The sequence below is a fragment of the Veillonella sp. CHU110 genome, assembly GCF_003992255.1.
Classification (GTDB): domain Bacteria; phylum Bacillota; class Negativicutes; order Veillonellales; family Veillonellaceae; genus F0422.
In genome coordinates, this window is the sequence record NZ_RQVA01000010.1 from 13,657 (window position 1) to 29,465 (window position 15,809).

At 40.7% G+C, this 15,809-nt stretch carries 15 protein-coding genes; 9 read left to right on the plus strand and 6 right to left on the minus strand.

Features of this window, described 5'->3' with window-relative positions; genetic code table 11:
- Positions 1-133 precede the first annotated feature (133 nt).
- From EO122_RS05460 to EO122_RS05470, 3 genes are read right to left on the minus strand one after another with little or no spacing between them, the layout of a single operon-like run.
- Complete coding sequence (locus EO122_RS05460; protein WP_127009723.1) at positions 134-856, minus strand: hypothetical protein; 723 nt, start codon at positions 854-856, stop codon at positions 134-136.
- A gap of 3 nt (positions 857-859) precedes the next feature.
- Positions 860-1,264 carry a biopolymer transporter ExbD gene (locus EO122_RS05465; protein WP_127009724.1) on the minus strand — a complete coding sequence of 135 codons (405 nt, stop codon included), beginning with the start codon at positions 1,262-1,264 and terminating at the stop codon, positions 860-862.
- Positions 1,264-1,881: a MotA/TolQ/ExbB proton channel family protein gene (locus EO122_RS05470; RefSeq protein ID WP_127009725.1), complete on the minus strand. Its 618-nt coding sequence runs from the start codon at positions 1,879-1,881 to the stop codon at positions 1,264-1,266. Before EO122_RS05470 ends, EO122_RS05465 begins: the two co-directional genes overlap by 1 nt.
- 521 nt (positions 1,882-2,402) lie before the next feature.
- Between EO122_RS05470 and EO122_RS08330 the strand changes: the two genes are divergently transcribed.
- Both EO122_RS08330 and EO122_RS05475 read left to right on the plus strand, forming a co-directional pair.
- Complete coding sequence (locus tag EO122_RS08330) at positions 2,403-2,495, plus strand: putative holin-like toxin (protein ID WP_231723418.1); 93 nt, start codon at positions 2,403-2,405, stop codon at positions 2,493-2,495.
- 340 nt (positions 2,496-2,835) lie between these two features.
- A complete protein-coding gene (locus EO122_RS05475; RefSeq protein ID WP_240632668.1) occupies positions 2,836-3,771 on the plus strand; it encodes an RluA family pseudouridine synthase in 936 nt (311 codons plus the stop codon).
- A 239-nt stretch (positions 3,772-4,010) separates the two neighbouring features.
- On the opposite strand, the gene EO122_RS05480 is transcribed toward EO122_RS05475, so the two are convergent.
- From EO122_RS05480 to EO122_RS05490, 3 genes are all read right to left on the minus strand, one after another.
- Complete coding sequence (locus EO122_RS05480; RefSeq protein ID WP_127009726.1) at positions 4,011-4,946, minus strand: 50S ribosomal protein L11 methyltransferase; 936 nt, start codon at positions 4,944-4,946, stop codon at positions 4,011-4,013.
- Positions 4,947-5,075: 129 nt separating this feature from the next.
- Complete coding sequence (locus EO122_RS05485) at positions 5,076-5,540, minus strand: hypothetical protein (RefSeq protein WP_127009727.1); 465 nt, start codon at positions 5,538-5,540, stop codon at positions 5,076-5,078.
- Between the two features lie 276 nt (positions 5,541-5,816).
- Positions 5,817-7,178 (minus strand): amino acid permease, encoded by a 1,362-nt coding sequence (locus tag EO122_RS05490; RefSeq protein ID WP_127009728.1) that lies wholly within the window; start codon positions 7,176-7,178, stop codon positions 5,817-5,819.
- 257 nt (positions 7,179-7,435) lie between these two features.
- Here EO122_RS05490 and fusA point away from each other — a divergent pair, with 257 nt between their 5' ends.
- The 7 genes from fusA to EO122_RS05525 all read left to right on the plus strand — a co-directional run bounded on the left by fusA (position 7,436) and on the right by EO122_RS05525 (position 15,635).
- Complete coding sequence (gene fusA / locus EO122_RS05495) at positions 7,436-9,505, plus strand: elongation factor G (RefSeq protein WP_127009729.1); 2,070 nt, start codon at positions 7,436-7,438, stop codon at positions 9,503-9,505.
- Positions 9,506-10,154: 649 nt separating this feature from the next.
- The gene (locus EO122_RS05500) at positions 10,155-10,628 is read left to right on the plus strand and encodes a YhcH/YjgK/YiaL family protein (RefSeq protein WP_164725968.1); all 474 of its coding nucleotides are present in this window, start codon (positions 10,155-10,157) and stop codon (positions 10,626-10,628) included.
- Between the two features lie 11 nt (positions 10,629-10,639).
- On the plus strand, positions 10,640-11,548 hold the full coding sequence (locus EO122_RS05505; protein WP_127009731.1) for a DMT family transporter: 909 nt from the start codon (positions 10,640-10,642) through the stop codon (positions 11,546-11,548).
- Between the two features lie 7 nt (positions 11,549-11,555).
- Positions 11,556-12,461 (plus strand): DMT family transporter, encoded by a 906-nt coding sequence (locus EO122_RS05510; protein ID WP_127009732.1) that lies wholly within the window; start codon positions 11,556-11,558, stop codon positions 12,459-12,461.
- 324 nt (positions 12,462-12,785) lie between these two features.
- On the plus strand, positions 12,786-13,667 hold the full coding sequence (locus tag EO122_RS05515; protein WP_127009733.1) for a prephenate dehydrogenase/arogenate dehydrogenase family protein: 882 nt from the start codon (positions 12,786-12,788) through the stop codon (positions 13,665-13,667).
- 214 nt (positions 13,668-13,881) lie between these two features.
- The gene (locus tag EO122_RS05520; protein ID WP_127009734.1) at positions 13,882-14,295 is read left to right on the plus strand and encodes a hypothetical protein; all 414 of its coding nucleotides are present in this window, start codon (positions 13,882-13,884) and stop codon (positions 14,293-14,295) included.
- Positions 14,292-15,635 (plus strand): MATE family efflux transporter, encoded by a 1,344-nt coding sequence (locus EO122_RS05525; RefSeq protein WP_127009735.1) that lies wholly within the window; start codon positions 14,292-14,294, stop codon positions 15,633-15,635. Before EO122_RS05520 ends, EO122_RS05525 begins: the two co-directional genes overlap by 4 nt.
- Positions 15,636-15,809: the final 174 nt, after the last annotated feature.

Below are 15,809 nucleotides of genomic sequence, written 5' to 3' on the forward strand. Positions count from 1 at the left end.
GTCTGATCCACCTTAACACGTTAGGCATTTTCTAGTTTCCGTTTTCTTGAGATGAGCCTAACGCCTTCGACACGTTGGTGGCTCTTCTTTTGTTATGTTTAGTATAGCACAGTCATTTATAAAATACAAAGTATTATTGGAATACGATGGAGAATCGTATTCTAGCAGGTAATGGGTCCCCAAATTTGTTGGTACCAGGTGCAAATGGCACGGTTGGTATATAGGCTGCGACCGCATTTTGTTGGGCTGCGTTGGCATCGCCAGAGACTTGAACTGATGCGACTTGGCCGCTTTCGTAAATATCAGCGGTTACGTACACAGTACCAGATTGTCCAGGTGTTGGGTTAACGGGCTGTACGTTACCTAACGGAGATGGAGGGTTGACAACTGTGGTCCTAGCTTCTTCTTCGGCAGCACGAGCGGCAGCATCTGCTTCTGCTTTGGCACGAGCGGCAGCTTCCGTGGCTTGTGACGAAGTATTAGAGTTTGTTGAAGGAGATTGCTTTGGCAAGGTACTTGGTTTTTGCTTTGGTACCTCTTGCTTTGGCGTGTCCTGTTTTGGTTGCTCTGCTCGAGGGTCTGGCTTCATGGCATCTGGAATTTCAGGGATAGCCACAGCTTCTTGAGGATCAGGGGGTTCACTTTCCCCTTGTGGAGGTTGTTCTTCCGTAGGCTGCGGCGATTCTGATGTTTGCTCCTCAGCGCTTTCAGCCATACTTACTTCATAGAACGTGGTTGTTGATTCATGAAACGGCTCCGTTACCTTGTTAAAGATAGCTGATGCCACTGGGATAAGAGCGATGTGTCCTGCCAAGGAGATGTAGAGGGCATATTTCCAAAATTTATCTTCCTTCACAGATTACCTCTTTTCTACGGCAATGGATAGTTTTTTCACACCTGCTTGTTTCAAAGCATCGAATGTTTCAATGACAAATCCATAGTTGACATCTTTATCACCGTTTAGAATGACTTGTAAATCAGGATTTCGTTGTAACTCAATCTGTACACGGCGAATCAATTGTTCTTTGTCGAGACTTTCTTTGTTGAAAGCAATATTGCCATTCGCCATAACAGTAATATTCGCATGTTGGTTCATATCTAATTGAGCAGAGCTAGCTTGTGGTAAGCCCACTTTGAAAGTATTTTGTTGTACCATAGTCATGGTGCTAATCATAAAGAATACAAGAAGGAAAAAGATGATGTCAATCATTGGGATGATCATTAACTTCGGTTCTTCTTGTACTTTCATACTCCGAAGTTTCATTAGGCATTCTCCTTTTTATGAAGGAAACGAACGATAGAAGCCATCATTTGTTCCATATCAGATACGATTAAGTTGACTTTACGAGAGAAAATAGCGTGTAACACAAGGGCTACTGTAGCTACACATAAACCAGCAGCAGTGGCTACCAACGCTTCCCCTACACCAGAGGTAATCGCCATCGGTTGACCGTTGGATAAATCTAACACACTGAAAGAATCAATCATACCCACAACGGTACCTAATAGACCTAAGATAGGTGCTAATGTAACAAATGTACTTAGTAAGCTCAAACGGTCTTGCAATACGTTGATGGTACGCATAGCTTGGGCTTCTAATGTTGGTTCTACTGCGAATCCATCTTGGTGAGCAGTGAGGCCTTCTGTCACTAATTGTGCCAATACATTGTCAGGATGCTCTTTTGTAAAAGCGAGAGCTTCTTTCACATTGCCTTGGGCAAATTTAGTAGCCATAGTTTCCTCTACTAGACGATTGGCCCCCGCTGTTTTTCGGTATACCAATACACGATCGATGCCGATAGCAATTGTGAGCACAGAAATAATTAGGAACAGGTACATTACCGGTCCGCCTTGATGGAAAATAGATAACATTTGATTCATTACAAACACACCTTTCTGTAATAATTTACACAAACCTTACACATAAAGAAAGACTACTTATATATAAGGGGAGAGTATAAAAAAGTACCTTGTATATAAAGTAGCCTTACCTTTAGTGATATATATTATCATTTTATAACCCTAGTAAAAAGATGTCAATTGAAATTATATTCATATTTTAGATAGAAGTATATAGGTTTTGCATGCTTAGTATCAGTGTATTTGCGTGGCCTATAATTTTTTGCAAACGTAGAAAAATTCATATACGTGTCAACCGTTACAGGTAATTGTTATCATAGTATTAAATGTGCAATAGTTTATGTGATAAATTTAATAAGATGTTTAACATGTAATTGTTCTAGTATAAAGTGAAAGCTGTAACACAATGTACAAAGGTACAATTGTATTACAGCTTTTAAATTCATTTATTCGAAAATATTACACATTAAAAAGAACATATGTTATACTATTAATGAAGAGTAAAACGTGGTTTAGGTTCATCTCCGAAAGGGGGTGATGCTATGTCAGTATTTGAAATACTTTCCCTAGGGATTAATTTCTTAATGCTCATAGTAGCGATTATCACCTTATATGTAATGCTACGACGTAAGTAGTGTTCCTATAAAAGAAACCGTGCCTAATGTAAAGAGAAGTATCTCATCACGTTAGGCACAAAAATCAATTTTTTGATGAGCCTAACGCGCCACACGTTTTGCTCTTCTTTGTATATAGGATAGCATATTTTGCAAAAAAGGTAAATGTAATCGTCTTTATATATGGTCAGACATGGTAAAATATAGGTAGTACAACCGAGAATAGCGGAAAATAGTAGAGAAAAAGCAAAAAGTTTTTGCTATATTTTGACCAAAGTATTGATAGACCCAATAGGGGTCGAAAAAGATACGTATTAAAAGGTGACTTAAACACTAATAACTAAGATGAAATGGAAACTGTATGAAAGACAAACGAACGTTACTATATACAATTGAAAACACGACAGCACTGACGTTAGCGGAATGGTTAGATACCCACCAATTTCCCCGAAAAACGATGAAAGATCTTTTTGCAGCAAAAGGTGTTCGTTTAGATGGACAACTGTGTACGGCGAAATCGGAACTTTCAGAGGGGATGGTATTAGAAATGATTCCTCTAAAAGAGCGTATCGACCACGATCCAATAGAAACTCCGTTAACAATAGCCTATGAAGATGAAGATATTCTCGTAGTGGACAAACCTTCGGGAGTGACGATGAACTCAAAAGGGCAAGTATCCTTAGCGAATGGGGTAGCTCACTATTTTAAAATACATAAAATTTACGGAAAAGTACGATTCTTAAATCGGTTGGATCGAGATACATCAGGACTTGTAGTGGTGGCAAAGCATGGTTTGGCACAACACTTTTACCAAATGCAGATGGATGACAATCGTTTGGAAAAATGGTACCGAGCGACTGTACGAGGGCAATTGGCACAACCCCATGAGGTACTAGAACTGCCCATCCGCAAAAGTGCAGATGGAATCCACCAAGAGGTACATCCAGAGGGTGTGATGACCAAAACGGAATACGAAGTGCTACACTATGATGCGATGCAAGATACAACAGATGTGCGTATTCGATTGTGGACGGGGAAGACTCACCAAATTCGAGTGACTATGGCGCATATAGGACATCCTTTGGTACATGACTCGTTGTATGCTGATGAGGAAGTGTTGGAATCCAAACAGAGTGCATGCGGGATAGATGATGCACAATGTCATAAATTACAACAAGAGGTAACTAATACAGCGAAAGGACAGATAGAAGACATAGACAAGACGTTTGCACTTAGGGCCTATCGCTTAGTGTGCTACCATATGCGAACCGGGGAACAAATTATTGTAGAAGTATAATAGCTGTGTATTGTTATAGCTGTAGTCACTAACCTAATTCTTACCAATGCTATAAACGATATAAAAAACGCGAAAAAGCACGAAAACTAAAATCGTGCTCGAAATCGCGTTTTTTATGTGCGCAAATATTAGAATCGTGCTTTTTTACTATATTTAGTTTTTATATCGCATTTAGTTTCTGTACATGATAGAAGAACTTGCCAGTTTTATACTGTATGAGATGACCATAGTACTAACTATTATTTATGGCAGGTGATGCAGACCCAGTTATTTTCTGTGGTGGTAGACAGATTGATAAATCCAACCGCTGAGGCTGCATCCATAAGAGTTTGTTCTTCGCCCTCTTGAATGCCACTCATAATGAATACGCCCTTAGGTTCTAGGCAACGGTAAGCATCGTCTAGTAAACGTAGCAAAATAGGCGTAATAATATTCGCCACGATGAGGGAGGCTGTTTCCGTCACGCCTTCTAATAAATTATTTGTTTGTACCGTCACAACGGATTCCAATTGATTCATTGCCACATGGTTACGAGCGTTGGCCGTGGCGGTTTCATCTAGGTCAAAGGCTGTCACAGAATGAGCGCCGAGAGCACCTGCAAATAAGGCGATGATGCCAGACCCTGTGCCTACGTCAAAGACGGTACTGTTAGGAGTGAGATGTTGCGCCATCGCTTGGATTGCCAATCTTGTGGTAGGATGATCGCCAGTGCCGAAGGCAATGCCAGGTTCAATGCGAATGATGTGTTCATTTTCGCGAGGACTATACTCCGCCCAATCTGGAATAATAGTAAGATTATCCGTCATAGGGATGGGTGGATATTGCGTTTTCCAATCGTCCCAACCCGATTCGTCCGCCATGGTAATGGACAGCGCGAGGGGGCCGAAATCCATGGTGAAAGTACTTTGTAATTGCTGGAGCTCACTTTTTATGAGAGTCTCTAATTGGTCAACCTCATATAGATTTGGGGCTATATAGGCTTTCACAGTGACGTCTGAGGAATCGTAGAGTTCTTCACGGTCCGGTTTGATAATGCCGAATCCATCGTCGGTCAATTGATCAAACTCATAAGGGTCCTCTGTGTAAACGCCTTCAGCGCCTAAAGCGAGCAATGTATCTGTAATGAGTTCAGACGCTTCATGCGTCGTAGTGAGTGTAATTTCTAGCCATGCCATTGTGGTACCTCGTTATTGTAAATTCTAATATAGTACTGTTATATATTGTATGAAAAGGCTGTTACAAACATGTAAAATTACATTTTGTTACAGCCTCTTATTGTGTAAAGTTATATACTGATTGTTATGTTATCTCCAATAGAATTCATTTGAGAAGCTATCGAAGAATCGTATATTATATACTTGGTGGAATGCTTTTTCTGCAGCTGGCAATCGTACTCGGCTAATCGATAATGGTTGATCAGGGTGTAGGTAGGTAATCGGGTAACCTGTATTATTGTTTAATAATAAAATCTCTGGTTTGTCGATGTTGTAATAAAATCTAAAGGGGATAACTCTAGAAATTGCTGTATTACCTTTATGAGCGTCTGGAACTACTGCAACGTTTACAGCCAATTGGTAATAGGGAGGGTTGTATAACATATTAACGACAGATGTACTATCGTAGTAGTAAGCAATTCCCATGTGACCATCAATTAATTTTAGGTTTTTATCTCCATTTAGATATGGTGGATATAAACTAGATGCGAATGAAACGCTCATGGTTAGGAGTAAGGTAGTTACAACAATGGCTAATAATCGAAATACTTTCATAGGGGTAGTCTCCTTTTAGGGTGCAATAGAATTTGTAAAATGTTCATACTATAATAGATGCATATATATCAAACACATAGATTTTTTGGTAGGTTAAAGAGATAGTATGCTTATTTATAATATTATATCATTCTATGAGGATTACAGGTAGTAAACTAATAGACTCTTTTCCATTGAAGAAAATTTCATTTGCAAAAAGTACGAAAATTTCCATTGAAATGACATAATAAAAAGGATAGCCGAGCATATGCTTAGCTATCCTTTTTGTGTTAGATATTATTTTTTCTTAAGTTTATACGCAATGTACAGAGCGCCAATCCACACGGGAATGATATAAATGGATGTGCGCATGGAATCCATGGTCAACATTACGCCTACTGCCATAGCGATGAACGCAAAGCAGAAGTAGTTTGTGAATGGATACAAGATAGACTTAAACTTCAATTCATCAAGGCGACCTTCGCGAGCAAAACGTTTGCGGAATTTAAGGTGTGTCACTGGAATGATGAACCATGCAATGATAAGGCCTGCTACGATGATAGCCAACAATTGCAAGAACACGTCACTAGCGCTTGGGAAGATGTATGTTAAGAATACAACGATCAAGGCTAAGGCTGCACAGAACAAAGTAGCAATTAATGGTACCCCTGTAGCTGTTAAGTTCTTGAAGATTTTTGGAGCATCACCAGATAATGCCATGCTGTGCAAAATACGAGAATTACTGTAGAGCAAGCTATTGTATACAGATAAGGCCGCGACCACAACAACGAAGTTCAAGATATGAGCTGCTGCTGGAATACCGATGTTGGTAAAGATTTGAACAAATGGGCTCGCTTGTGTGCCAAGTTCATTCCATGGAGATAATGCCATGATGACAGTCATTGTACCTACATAGAAGATCAGGATACGAGCTAATAATTCATTAATCGCTTTTGGTAATGTTTTTTCAGGATGTTCTGCTTCTCCTGCAGTGATACCAATCAATTCGACCCCACCAAAGGAGAACATAACTACAGCAATAGAGGCGATGAATCCATAGGCTCCATTTGGGAACAATCCACCATGAATCCAAAGATTGGAGAAGTTTTGTGGGAATGACCCCATATCTCCAAAGAAGATGAGGTATGCACCAAAGGCGATCATGGCGATGATGGCCACTACTTTAATCAAAGAAGCAAAGAACTCCACTTCCCCATAGGCACGAACATTAATAAGATTAATCACAGTGACCAATGTAATACAAGCCAGTGTAGTAATCCAATGCGGAATGCCTGGCAACCAGAAATCTAAGTACACTGAAATCGCAGCGAGTTCTGCCATGCTGGCAAGCATGTACACGATCCAGTAATTCCAACCAGATAAATAGCCTGCAAACGAAGACCAATATTTACTAGCAAAATAGGTAAAGGAGCCGGACACAGGTTCACGAACCGACATTTCTCCTAGCATACGCATTAAAAAGAAAATAAAGATACCAGTTAATAAATAGGAGAAAATAACACCGGGTCCTACTAATTGGATTGTTGGGGCGGATCCGTAGAAGAGGCCTGTCCCCACCGAGGCGCCTAAGGCAATCATTTGCATGTGTCGACTTTTCAGCCCCCGATGCAATGACGTCTTTGATTCATTGTCTTTCATACTATATAACTCCCTTCCCATATATGTTCTGAAATGATATATCTATTAGAATACCATAAACTATAGAATTTACCTAGTAAAAATTTAGTTTAGTAGAGAAGTAACGGAATATGTATGAAAATAATTTTTCAACCATATATAATTAGATATATGCGTAATTTGCATGAATATCTTGCGATTTTTAAAAGGAGTTTTCTTGTTTGTGTAGAATTATTTAAACAATAGACTGTTTTCGGCTGTAAAGGAGGACGATGTTCATGAAAGAATATACTAGTGATTTAATCAGAAACGTGGCGGTGGTCTCCCATGACGGGGCGGGTAAAACAGCATTGGTAGAGGCATTGCTATTGTCTTGTGGTGCTGTAGACTTTGTAGGTAAAGGACAAGATAATAAACATATCATGGACTTTGAACCAGAAGAAATCAAACGGAATGTGACGATTCAATTAGGTATGGCACCTTGTGAATGGAAAGGTCATAAAATTAACTTTATCGATACTCCAGGTTATTCTGAGTTCCATGGGGAGGTGCGGTCTGCTTTGCGTGCAGCAGACGGTATGCTCATGGTATTATCTGCTGGTACAGGCGTAGAAATCGATACCATCCGTGCTTGGGAATATGGTGTAGAATTGCAAATGCCTCGCATGGCTTTCATCAATAAAATGGACAGTGAAAAAGCGGATTTCTTTGGTACCTTAGAAAAGATGCGCGAGCTTTTTGGAAAGGCGATTATGCCATTGCAAATCCCTATTGGTGAAGGACCTACTTTCAAAGGTGTAGTAGATGTGGCGAAGCGGACAGCCTATGTCTATGAAAATGGGAATATGACAGAAGTGGACGTACCTGCTGAATTGTCTGCAAAAGTAGAAGAAATTCGTGAAATGACGGTAGAAGCGGCTGCAGAAGGTAACGATGCTTTATTAGAAAAATATTTAGATGGCGAAGAATTAACATTGGAAGAAATTCGCCAAGGGTTACGGGAAGGTATGCTGACAGGCCGTGTGTGTCCTGTGATGTGTGGTACGGCTTTGGGTCGTATCGGTATGGACCAAGTACTAGATCGTATGATTCGTTACATGCCAGATGCAACGAAAAAAGTGATGACTGCTATCGGTGTAGATTCTAAGGAAGAACATATCGTGGTGGCAGATAAACCGTTTACAGGGTTCGTATTTAAAACAATTTTAGATCCGTTTGCAGGCAAACAAAGTTTTGTTCGTGTCTTCTCTGGTGAATTGAAAGTAGGGGACAAGCTGTACAATGTAACCCGTGATGTAGAAGAAAAATGGGGCAAAATGGTGACTTTGATTGGTAAACAACAAGTACCAGTAGAAGTGGCAAAAGCCGGTGATATCGTGGTCATTCCTAAATTAGCAGAAACGAAAACAGGAGATACATTTGGTACTGCTGAATTTAAAGTACAATATGCGCCAATTCGATTCCCACAACCGTTATATCGTATCGCTATGGTACCTGAGAAAAAAGGGGAAGAAGAAAAATTAGCGAATGCTCTTGGACGGATTTCAGAAGAAGATCCTACATGCGAAGTGATAAAAGATGTAGAAGGGCGCCAAATGCAAGTGCGTTGTATGGGCGATGTCCATTTAGAACATATTTTACAAAAAATGGAACGTAAATATGGGGTCCGCGCGAAATTAGAAACTCCTTATATTCCGTATCGTGAAACGATTCGTGGTACAGTGGAAGTAGAAGGTAAACATAAAAAGCAAAGTGGTGGTCATGGCCAATATGGTCATGTGAAGTTGAGTATTGCACCACTATATGAAGGTGAGTTTGAATTTGTCGATAAAATCTTTGGTGGTGCCGTGCCTCGTCAATATATTCCAGCTGTGGAAAAAGGTGTCCGTGAAACCTTAGAAAAAGGATTGCTCGCAGGGTACCCAATGATTGGGGTACAAGTGACCTTGGTAGATGGTTCGTATCACACAGTGGATTCCTCGGAATTGGCTTTTAAAATGGCGGCAGCTCAAGCTTTGAAAAAAGGTGTGCCGGATGCAAAACCAATTTTGCTAGAACCAGTGTATAATGTGAATGTCATCGGTCCAGAAGAATTTATGGGCGATATCATGGGTGACTTGAATAGCCGTCGTGGTCGCGTACTCGGTATGGACCAAGGTGTGCGTGAAGGCATCACTATAGTAAAAGCTCAAGTTCCATTGGTGGAAATGTTGGATTATGTAACAGTGTTGCGTTCCATGACACAAGGACAAGGTGTGTTTAACATGGAATTTAGTGGATACGAAGAAGTGCCGCATAAACAAGCTGAAACAATCATCGCGGGATTTGCGGGGCACGAAGAGTCGTAACTTGTGATGCTATGAAGTTGGTGACGTTTTTGTTGTAAGAAAAATAGAAAAGCGTGGCATACTCCTCCACAAACTGATCCTACGGTAGGTTTGCTCCGGAGTATACCACGCTTTTCTGCATTAGTGTAATGTAATAAAAATAAGGACATCACCAACCTTCTACGTATAATGGCGTTCCTCAGAAGAAAATATTAACGATACGAGTAATTTTGTAGTATAATAGTAGTTGAAGAGTCAACGACGTGTTGTTGGGCTTATCTCTTCCTCATAAGGGAGGAGGTGGTACTATGAAAAAGTTTAGAAAAATCTATAGATTGATTTTAATTCTAAAGTTAATAGTACAACTCATTGATTTATTTAAATAATTAATGAGAAAGCCTAACGTAAAACGTAAGTATTGGTAGTACTTACACACGTTAGGCCATCGATTTTAATGATTTTGAGATGAGCCTAACGCCCCAGACACGTTATTGGCTCTTCTTTTGTTACTTTTAGTATAGCATAGTTTATAACAGAATAAAAGAGGGGGCAGAAATTGTGTTTGACCTTCTATGGTGATACGAGTATAGTTAAAGTAGATAGATACGATTCATGTGTTAGTGCCATAGAAATGTACGAGATGCATGGAGTAATGATAAAGGAGTCTGCCATGATATATCAAAGTATAGCTATAGATTACAAACAGTTTCACTATCCTAAGGCGGTGGAACGGGCGTTGGAGTTTTTAAAATCTCATGATTTTACGACTTTTATAGGGGGACGCTATCCCATTGAAGGGGATTTGATGTATGCCAATGTAGATATTGTGGATACACGTGTGTATGAGGAAACAAAGATTGAGGGACATAAGGATTACATGGATGTGCAATTCCTTGTCATAGGGGAAGAGCAGATGGAAGTCCTCATTCGTCAAACGGCACCAGATGTAGTGGAGGCCTATGATGACAAGGATTGTTATTTCTATGATCCAACCCAAGGAGGGACAGTAACGATTACTGTTCGTCCAGGGGATTATTGTATCTTTTATCCAGGAGAATTACATCGAACTTTGATTGCACCGCATGAGGTACAACAGATTCGTAAAGTGGTAGTCAAAATTCATAAAAGCTTGCTTAGAGAATAAGGAGAATATATATGAACCGCTATATGATGGAAGGTGTAGGGCTTACAATTTTAGGGGGCATACTATGGGGTTTTTCCGGTATGTGCTCACAGTTTTTGCAACAGTTTCGACATGTACGGGCAGAGTGGTTAGTTCCCATTCGGCTTTTGCTGGCAGGGGTTATCACATTGGGCTTGGCCTATTCACAAAAAGGTAAAGATATTTTCAATGTATGGCGTTGCAAACGAGATGTATTGGATCTTGTTATCTTTGCTGTATTTGGTATAGGCTTATGCCAATATTCTTATTTTAAATCGATTTATTATGCGGGGGCCGGTATTGCGACAGTACTCCAATATTTAGGGCCATCTTTTATTATTATCTATGTGAGTCTGCGATATGTAAAATGGCCTCGATGGATTGAAATGCTCAGCGTCATCTTGGCAACATTGGGGATTGTATGTATTGCCTTGCAAGGGCAATGGGATGCGAGCCAGATACAAAGTACCATCGTGTTTTGGGGGCTTATTTCGGCTGTGGCTGTAGCGATTTATAGCTATCAGCCCAATCGGATTCTTCGTACCTATGGAACCATGCCGATCGTAGGGTTTGCTATGGTCATTGGTGGTCTAGTAGGTTGTGGTGTCTTCGACTTGAATAACACTGAAAGCATATGGGATTTATGGACATGGTTAGCCTTTTTTAGCCTTGTTTTTTTAGGCGCAGTGGTTTCTTTCAATGCCTACCATGAAGGAGTACAGCGGATAGGAGCTGTTCGGGGCTCTATCTTGTCTTCTGTAGAACCAATTTCTGCAGCATTGTTGGGTTGGACTATATTAGATAATCATTTTACAAGTTATGATATTATAGGTTTTATTCTTATTATTATTACCATTTTTATGCTTGCTTTCGACGCCAATCGTCATACTGAAAGTGATTAGAGGAGTTATGAATTCATATATACTGAAAGGCATGTTGTATATTGTAGTAGGTGCCGTCCTTTGGGGATTTTCCGGTATGTGCTCACAATTTGTGCAGCAAGAGAGAAATATGCCTGCGGAATGGGTAGTAGCTATGCGACTGACCTTAGCTGGAGCCATTACGGTACTCGCTGCATTTTGGCAAGGGAGAGTATCTATTTTTAAAGTATTTACTCATACAAAAGATACGATACGGCTCATCATATTTGGCATCTTGGGAATGTGGCTGTGTCAATACACCTATTTTAAAGCCATTGCCTATGCAGGGGCAGGAATTGCCACGGTACTACAATATGTAGGTCCAGCTCTCATTATTTTATATGTGTCGTTACGACGTATGGCATTACCTAGGTTTGCCGAAGCGATAAGCGTGATCTTAGCTACCATAGGTACGGCGATTATTGCCTTGCAAGGAGAGTGGAATCTAGCAGCCTTAGATGATACCTTATTATTTTGGGGCCTTACATCTGCTGTGGCAGTTGGTATTTATACAGTGCAACCAGTTCCGTTATTAAAGAAGTATGGAACAGCTCCTATCGTTGGCTTCGGAATGCTGATTGGTGGCGTGTTTGCGTGGATAGTAACCCAACCGAGTGCAGAGGGAATCGTTTGGGATCTATGGGCCCATGGTGGTTTTTGGAGCATTATTATCTTTGGTACGGTAGTCTCCTTTAATGCGTATCTAGAAGGGGTGCGTCGTGTGGGCGCTGTTACAGGATCCATACTTTCATCCATCGAACCAATTTCAGCGGCTGTGTTAGCATGGCTAGTACTAGGGAATGAGTTTTCTCAGTGGGATATGATGGGTATGACGTTAATCATCATTACTATCTTTATTTTGGCCTGGGATAAGCGTCGAGCTACAGAATCGTAAATAATTCTATGATACACTATTCATTTGTCAGCGCTTTACAGCTGTACAAAACTAATATATTTTTATAGCATGCTATGTGGTTTTTAACTGTACAGCATGCTATTTGTTTTAAACGGAGGTAATACTTTCTAACTAAAGATAGGTACTTTCAATATAATGAAAGGTTGACCGCATAAGAAAATCATGGTAGAACTAGTAAATATAGAAGAACGGACTATGTCTATGACAAGTGCTTATATGCATCAAATAGACTAGTCGTAGCTAAGGAGCATTTGATTATCTGCATGGATACATATCCTCAAGGTGAGGAGTAGGAGGGATTCGATGACACGAACAGTGGGTATTATAGGGTTAGGGTTGCTAGGGGCATCTCTAGCAAAAGCATTACGAGTATATACAACATATGATGTCATCGGTTACGCTAGGCGTCAAGAGATTTGTGATGTGGCTCTAGCCGAAGGCTGTGTATCGCAAGCTTTCACAATGGTGGAACCTGTTATTACGGGTGCAGATATCGTTGTGTTTGCCTTGCCTCCAGAAATGAATGGTCGTCTATTTGAAGAAGTGGCCCATTTATTTCGTCCGGGGCAAGTGGTGACCGATGTATCGAGTGCAAAAGATGAGTTTGCCAGTACCGTGTACGAGCATATTCCAGAAGGTGTTCATTTTGTATCGATTCATCCTATGGCGGGCTCCGAAAAAGGTGGCTATACAGAAGCTCACCAAGATTTGTTTCAGAAAATGGGGTGGATTGTCTTAGAGCATGAGGCACAATTAGCCTATGATGCTACAGTGGCACGGGAGTTAGCTGACATGGGCCGTGCTGTGGGGTCTCGCATTGAATATGTGGAGATGGAGCACCATGATAAATATTTGGCCATGGTGAGTCATATGCCACATATGTTGGCGTCGATTATGATTACTACAGCGGGTGGAGATGAACTGGGTGATAAGCGGATGAGTTTATCTGCTGGTGGCTTGCGGGATAGTACGAGAACGGCTAGTGGGCTGCCTAGTATGTGGCAGGAAATTATCTATGGAAATCGCATGAATGTGTTGAAAGCCATTGAAAATGTAGAGCAAGAATTAGCTACTGTAAAACAGTTGCTTCATGCTAATGACAATGGAGGTAGTTTAGGGCAGTACTTGGAGCGAGCGAAACAGATACGAGATCGCTTACCAAGCTTGACTATCGATAAACAGTGATAGATAGCGTAGAGATGGTTGCATGGAGAATGCATATTGGCTAATATAATCAATATACAGTTTGTGATATAATAGAAGTATATGCAATTAGGAGATGTAGTATAAGGTAGCATAGTATCTAACGCCCATAGGGGAGTCTTTTAGAATGGTTCTAGATGCCCTTGCCTTATGGGGAAAAAGTATATAGAGTGGATAGATAGAAAGGAGCAATAGTATGATGGAAGTAGCGCAAACCATTGTGGATCAAGTGCTAGAGGAAGTACAAACTACAGAAGGGCCAGGGGTGGAGAATCCATTAGGCGTCGCTGAGCAGGCGTTACAAGAAACATTAGCTGCTAGTGTAATTCCTAGTGAGTATTGGAGTGAAATTATGTCCTGGATTTCTTCTACTGGATTAGATATAGTATATTTAGATAGTCATGATCGCATCGGTGCCTGGTGGGCAGCCAAAGAAGTTCGTTCTATGGGATATACGTTGAACTTTACTAAATGTGGTAAGGTTCCCAGTGAATGGTTTCCAGATGGGGTTCATTGGGAAGAAGCCGAAGCAGAAGCTAGATATTGTTTAGTGGCTAGTTGGGAATCTCTCGTATTAAATGGAGCTTTAGAAAAGAACGAATCATTATGAAAGTAACAAAAGATATATCCTTGTCGGTAGGGGCACTGAGTATCCCTATCTTTATAGAATTATTTTTGCAAATGCTACTGGGGAATGTAGACCAATTCATGCTCAGTCATTATGCAGAAACAGCGGTGGCAGCCGTAGCCAATGCGAACCAGATTATTAACGTTATCTTGTTTTTGCTCATTGTGATGAGTACAGCCACAACCATTTTGATCGCCCAATACTTAGGGGCGAAACGACCAGATAAAATTGATGAAGTCTACACCATAAGTATTGTGTTTCATACATTGTTCAGTGTCGTTGCTGGTGCAGTGGTGATACTTTTTCATGAGACGCTCTGCCAGTGGTTAGGTGTACCACCAGAGATTCTGCAAGAAACCAGCTTGTATATGAATATTGTAGCAGCCAGTATTCCTATCACTGGAATTTATACGACTTATGTGGCTGTATTCCGTGGGCATTCCATGCCGCGCATCGCCATGTGGATTGCCCTTGTCATGAACGTAGTTCATATCATTTTGAACTATGCGCTTATTTACGGATGGGGTCCAATACCAAGCATGGGTGTCCTAGGTGTATCCTTGTCGACAGTGATTAGCAAGGCATTGGGACTAGGTTTTATTATTTGGTGCCATCAATCTTTACTAACGGCTCGTCTGAAAGTTGAATATATACGGCCATTCCGATGGGATACATTGAGACAATTGCTCTTTATTTCTGTTCCATCTGGAGGCGAAACATTGTCCTATCAAATGTCACAGACTGTGATTATGAAAATGATCAACCTCATGGGGCTCGTAGTGATTACTACGAAGGTATATGTATATATCATTGCTACCTTCTGTTACATGTATACCATTGCGTTGGCCAATGCAGCACAAATTGTGGTGGGATTCCTCATGGGGGCAAAACGAGAAGAAGAAGTGTCGCGTCGAGTATGGATGACCACAGCAGCAGGTGTTTCTATTGGTGTGGGATTGAGTACGTTCTTTTACTTTGCTTGTGAACCAGTGATGCGTCTTGTGACGGATAATCAAGAGATCATTAAGTTGGCAAAAGATGTGTTGTTTATTGAAATATTTTTGGAAATTGGCCGTGGTGCTAACATTGTGTTGGTACAGTGTTTGCAAGCAGCGGGAGATATTCGTATCCCAGTGTTCGTAGGCGTCTTTGGTATGTGGATCTTTGCGGTAACCTTATCATACTACTTTGGCATCGTCCTTGGTTGGGGACTAGTTGGCGTATGGGTAGCTATGGCTATCGATGAGATCATACGGGCACTTATATTTGTGTGGCGGTGGCAGTCAAACAAATGGAAAGGTCGTTCGCTCATATCGGTTTAAATTCCATATCGTAAAAGTATGTGAGTGAAGTCCGCACACATTCCTAGAAAACTGCCCTACGTGAAAGTTTTTACGGAATGTATGCGGACTTCTTTATAATAAATTGGCTAATAGAAATTAACCCACTCCGAGCACTATAGCGACCTAGGGACTGCCCTGCGTGAAAGTTTTGAC

Bases quoted from the DNA above. Each gene is read 5' to 3' on its own strand.
- EO122_RS05465 (WP_127009724.1), bottom strand. From the start codon at position 1,264: ATGAAACTTCGGAGTATGAAAGTACAAGAAGAACCGAAGTTAATGATC.
- EO122_RS05470 (WP_127009725.1), bottom strand. From the start codon at position 1,881: ATGAATCAAATGTTATCTATTTTCCATCAAGGCGGACCGGTAATGTAC.
- EO122_RS08330 (WP_231723418.1), top strand. From the start codon at position 2,403: ATGTCAGTATTTGAAATACTTTCCCTAGGGATTAATTTCTTAATGCTC.
- EO122_RS05475 (WP_240632668.1), top strand. From the start codon at position 2,836: ATGAAAGACAAACGAACGTTACTATATACAATTGAAAACACGACAGCA.
- EO122_RS05480 (WP_127009726.1), bottom strand. From the start codon at position 4,946: ATGGCATGGCTAGAAATTACACTCACTACGACGCATGAAGCGTCTGAA.
- EO122_RS05485 (WP_127009727.1), bottom strand. From the start codon at position 5,540: ATGAAAGTATTTCGATTATTAGCCATTGTTGTAACTACCTTACTCCTA.
- EO122_RS05490 (WP_127009728.1), bottom strand. From the start codon at position 7,178: ATGAAAGACAATGAATCAAAGACGTCATTGCATCGGGGGCTGAAAAGT.
- fusA (WP_127009729.1), top strand. From the start codon at position 7,436: ATGAAAGAATATACTAGTGATTTAATCAGAAACGTGGCGGTGGTCTCC.
- EO122_RS05500 (WP_164725968.1), top strand. From the start codon at position 10,155: ATGATATATCAAAGTATAGCTATAGATTACAAACAGTTTCACTATCCT.
- EO122_RS05505 (WP_127009731.1), top strand. From the start codon at position 10,640: ATGAACCGCTATATGATGGAAGGTGTAGGGCTTACAATTTTAGGGGGC.
- EO122_RS05510 (WP_127009732.1), top strand. From the start codon at position 11,556: ATGAATTCATATATACTGAAAGGCATGTTGTATATTGTAGTAGGTGCC.
- EO122_RS05515 (WP_127009733.1), top strand. From the start codon at position 12,786: ATGACACGAACAGTGGGTATTATAGGGTTAGGGTTGCTAGGGGCATCT.
- EO122_RS05520 (WP_127009734.1), top strand. From the start codon at position 13,882: ATGATGGAAGTAGCGCAAACCATTGTGGATCAAGTGCTAGAGGAAGTA.
- EO122_RS05525 (WP_127009735.1), top strand. From the start codon at position 14,292: ATGAAAGTAACAAAAGATATATCCTTGTCGGTAGGGGCACTGAGTATC.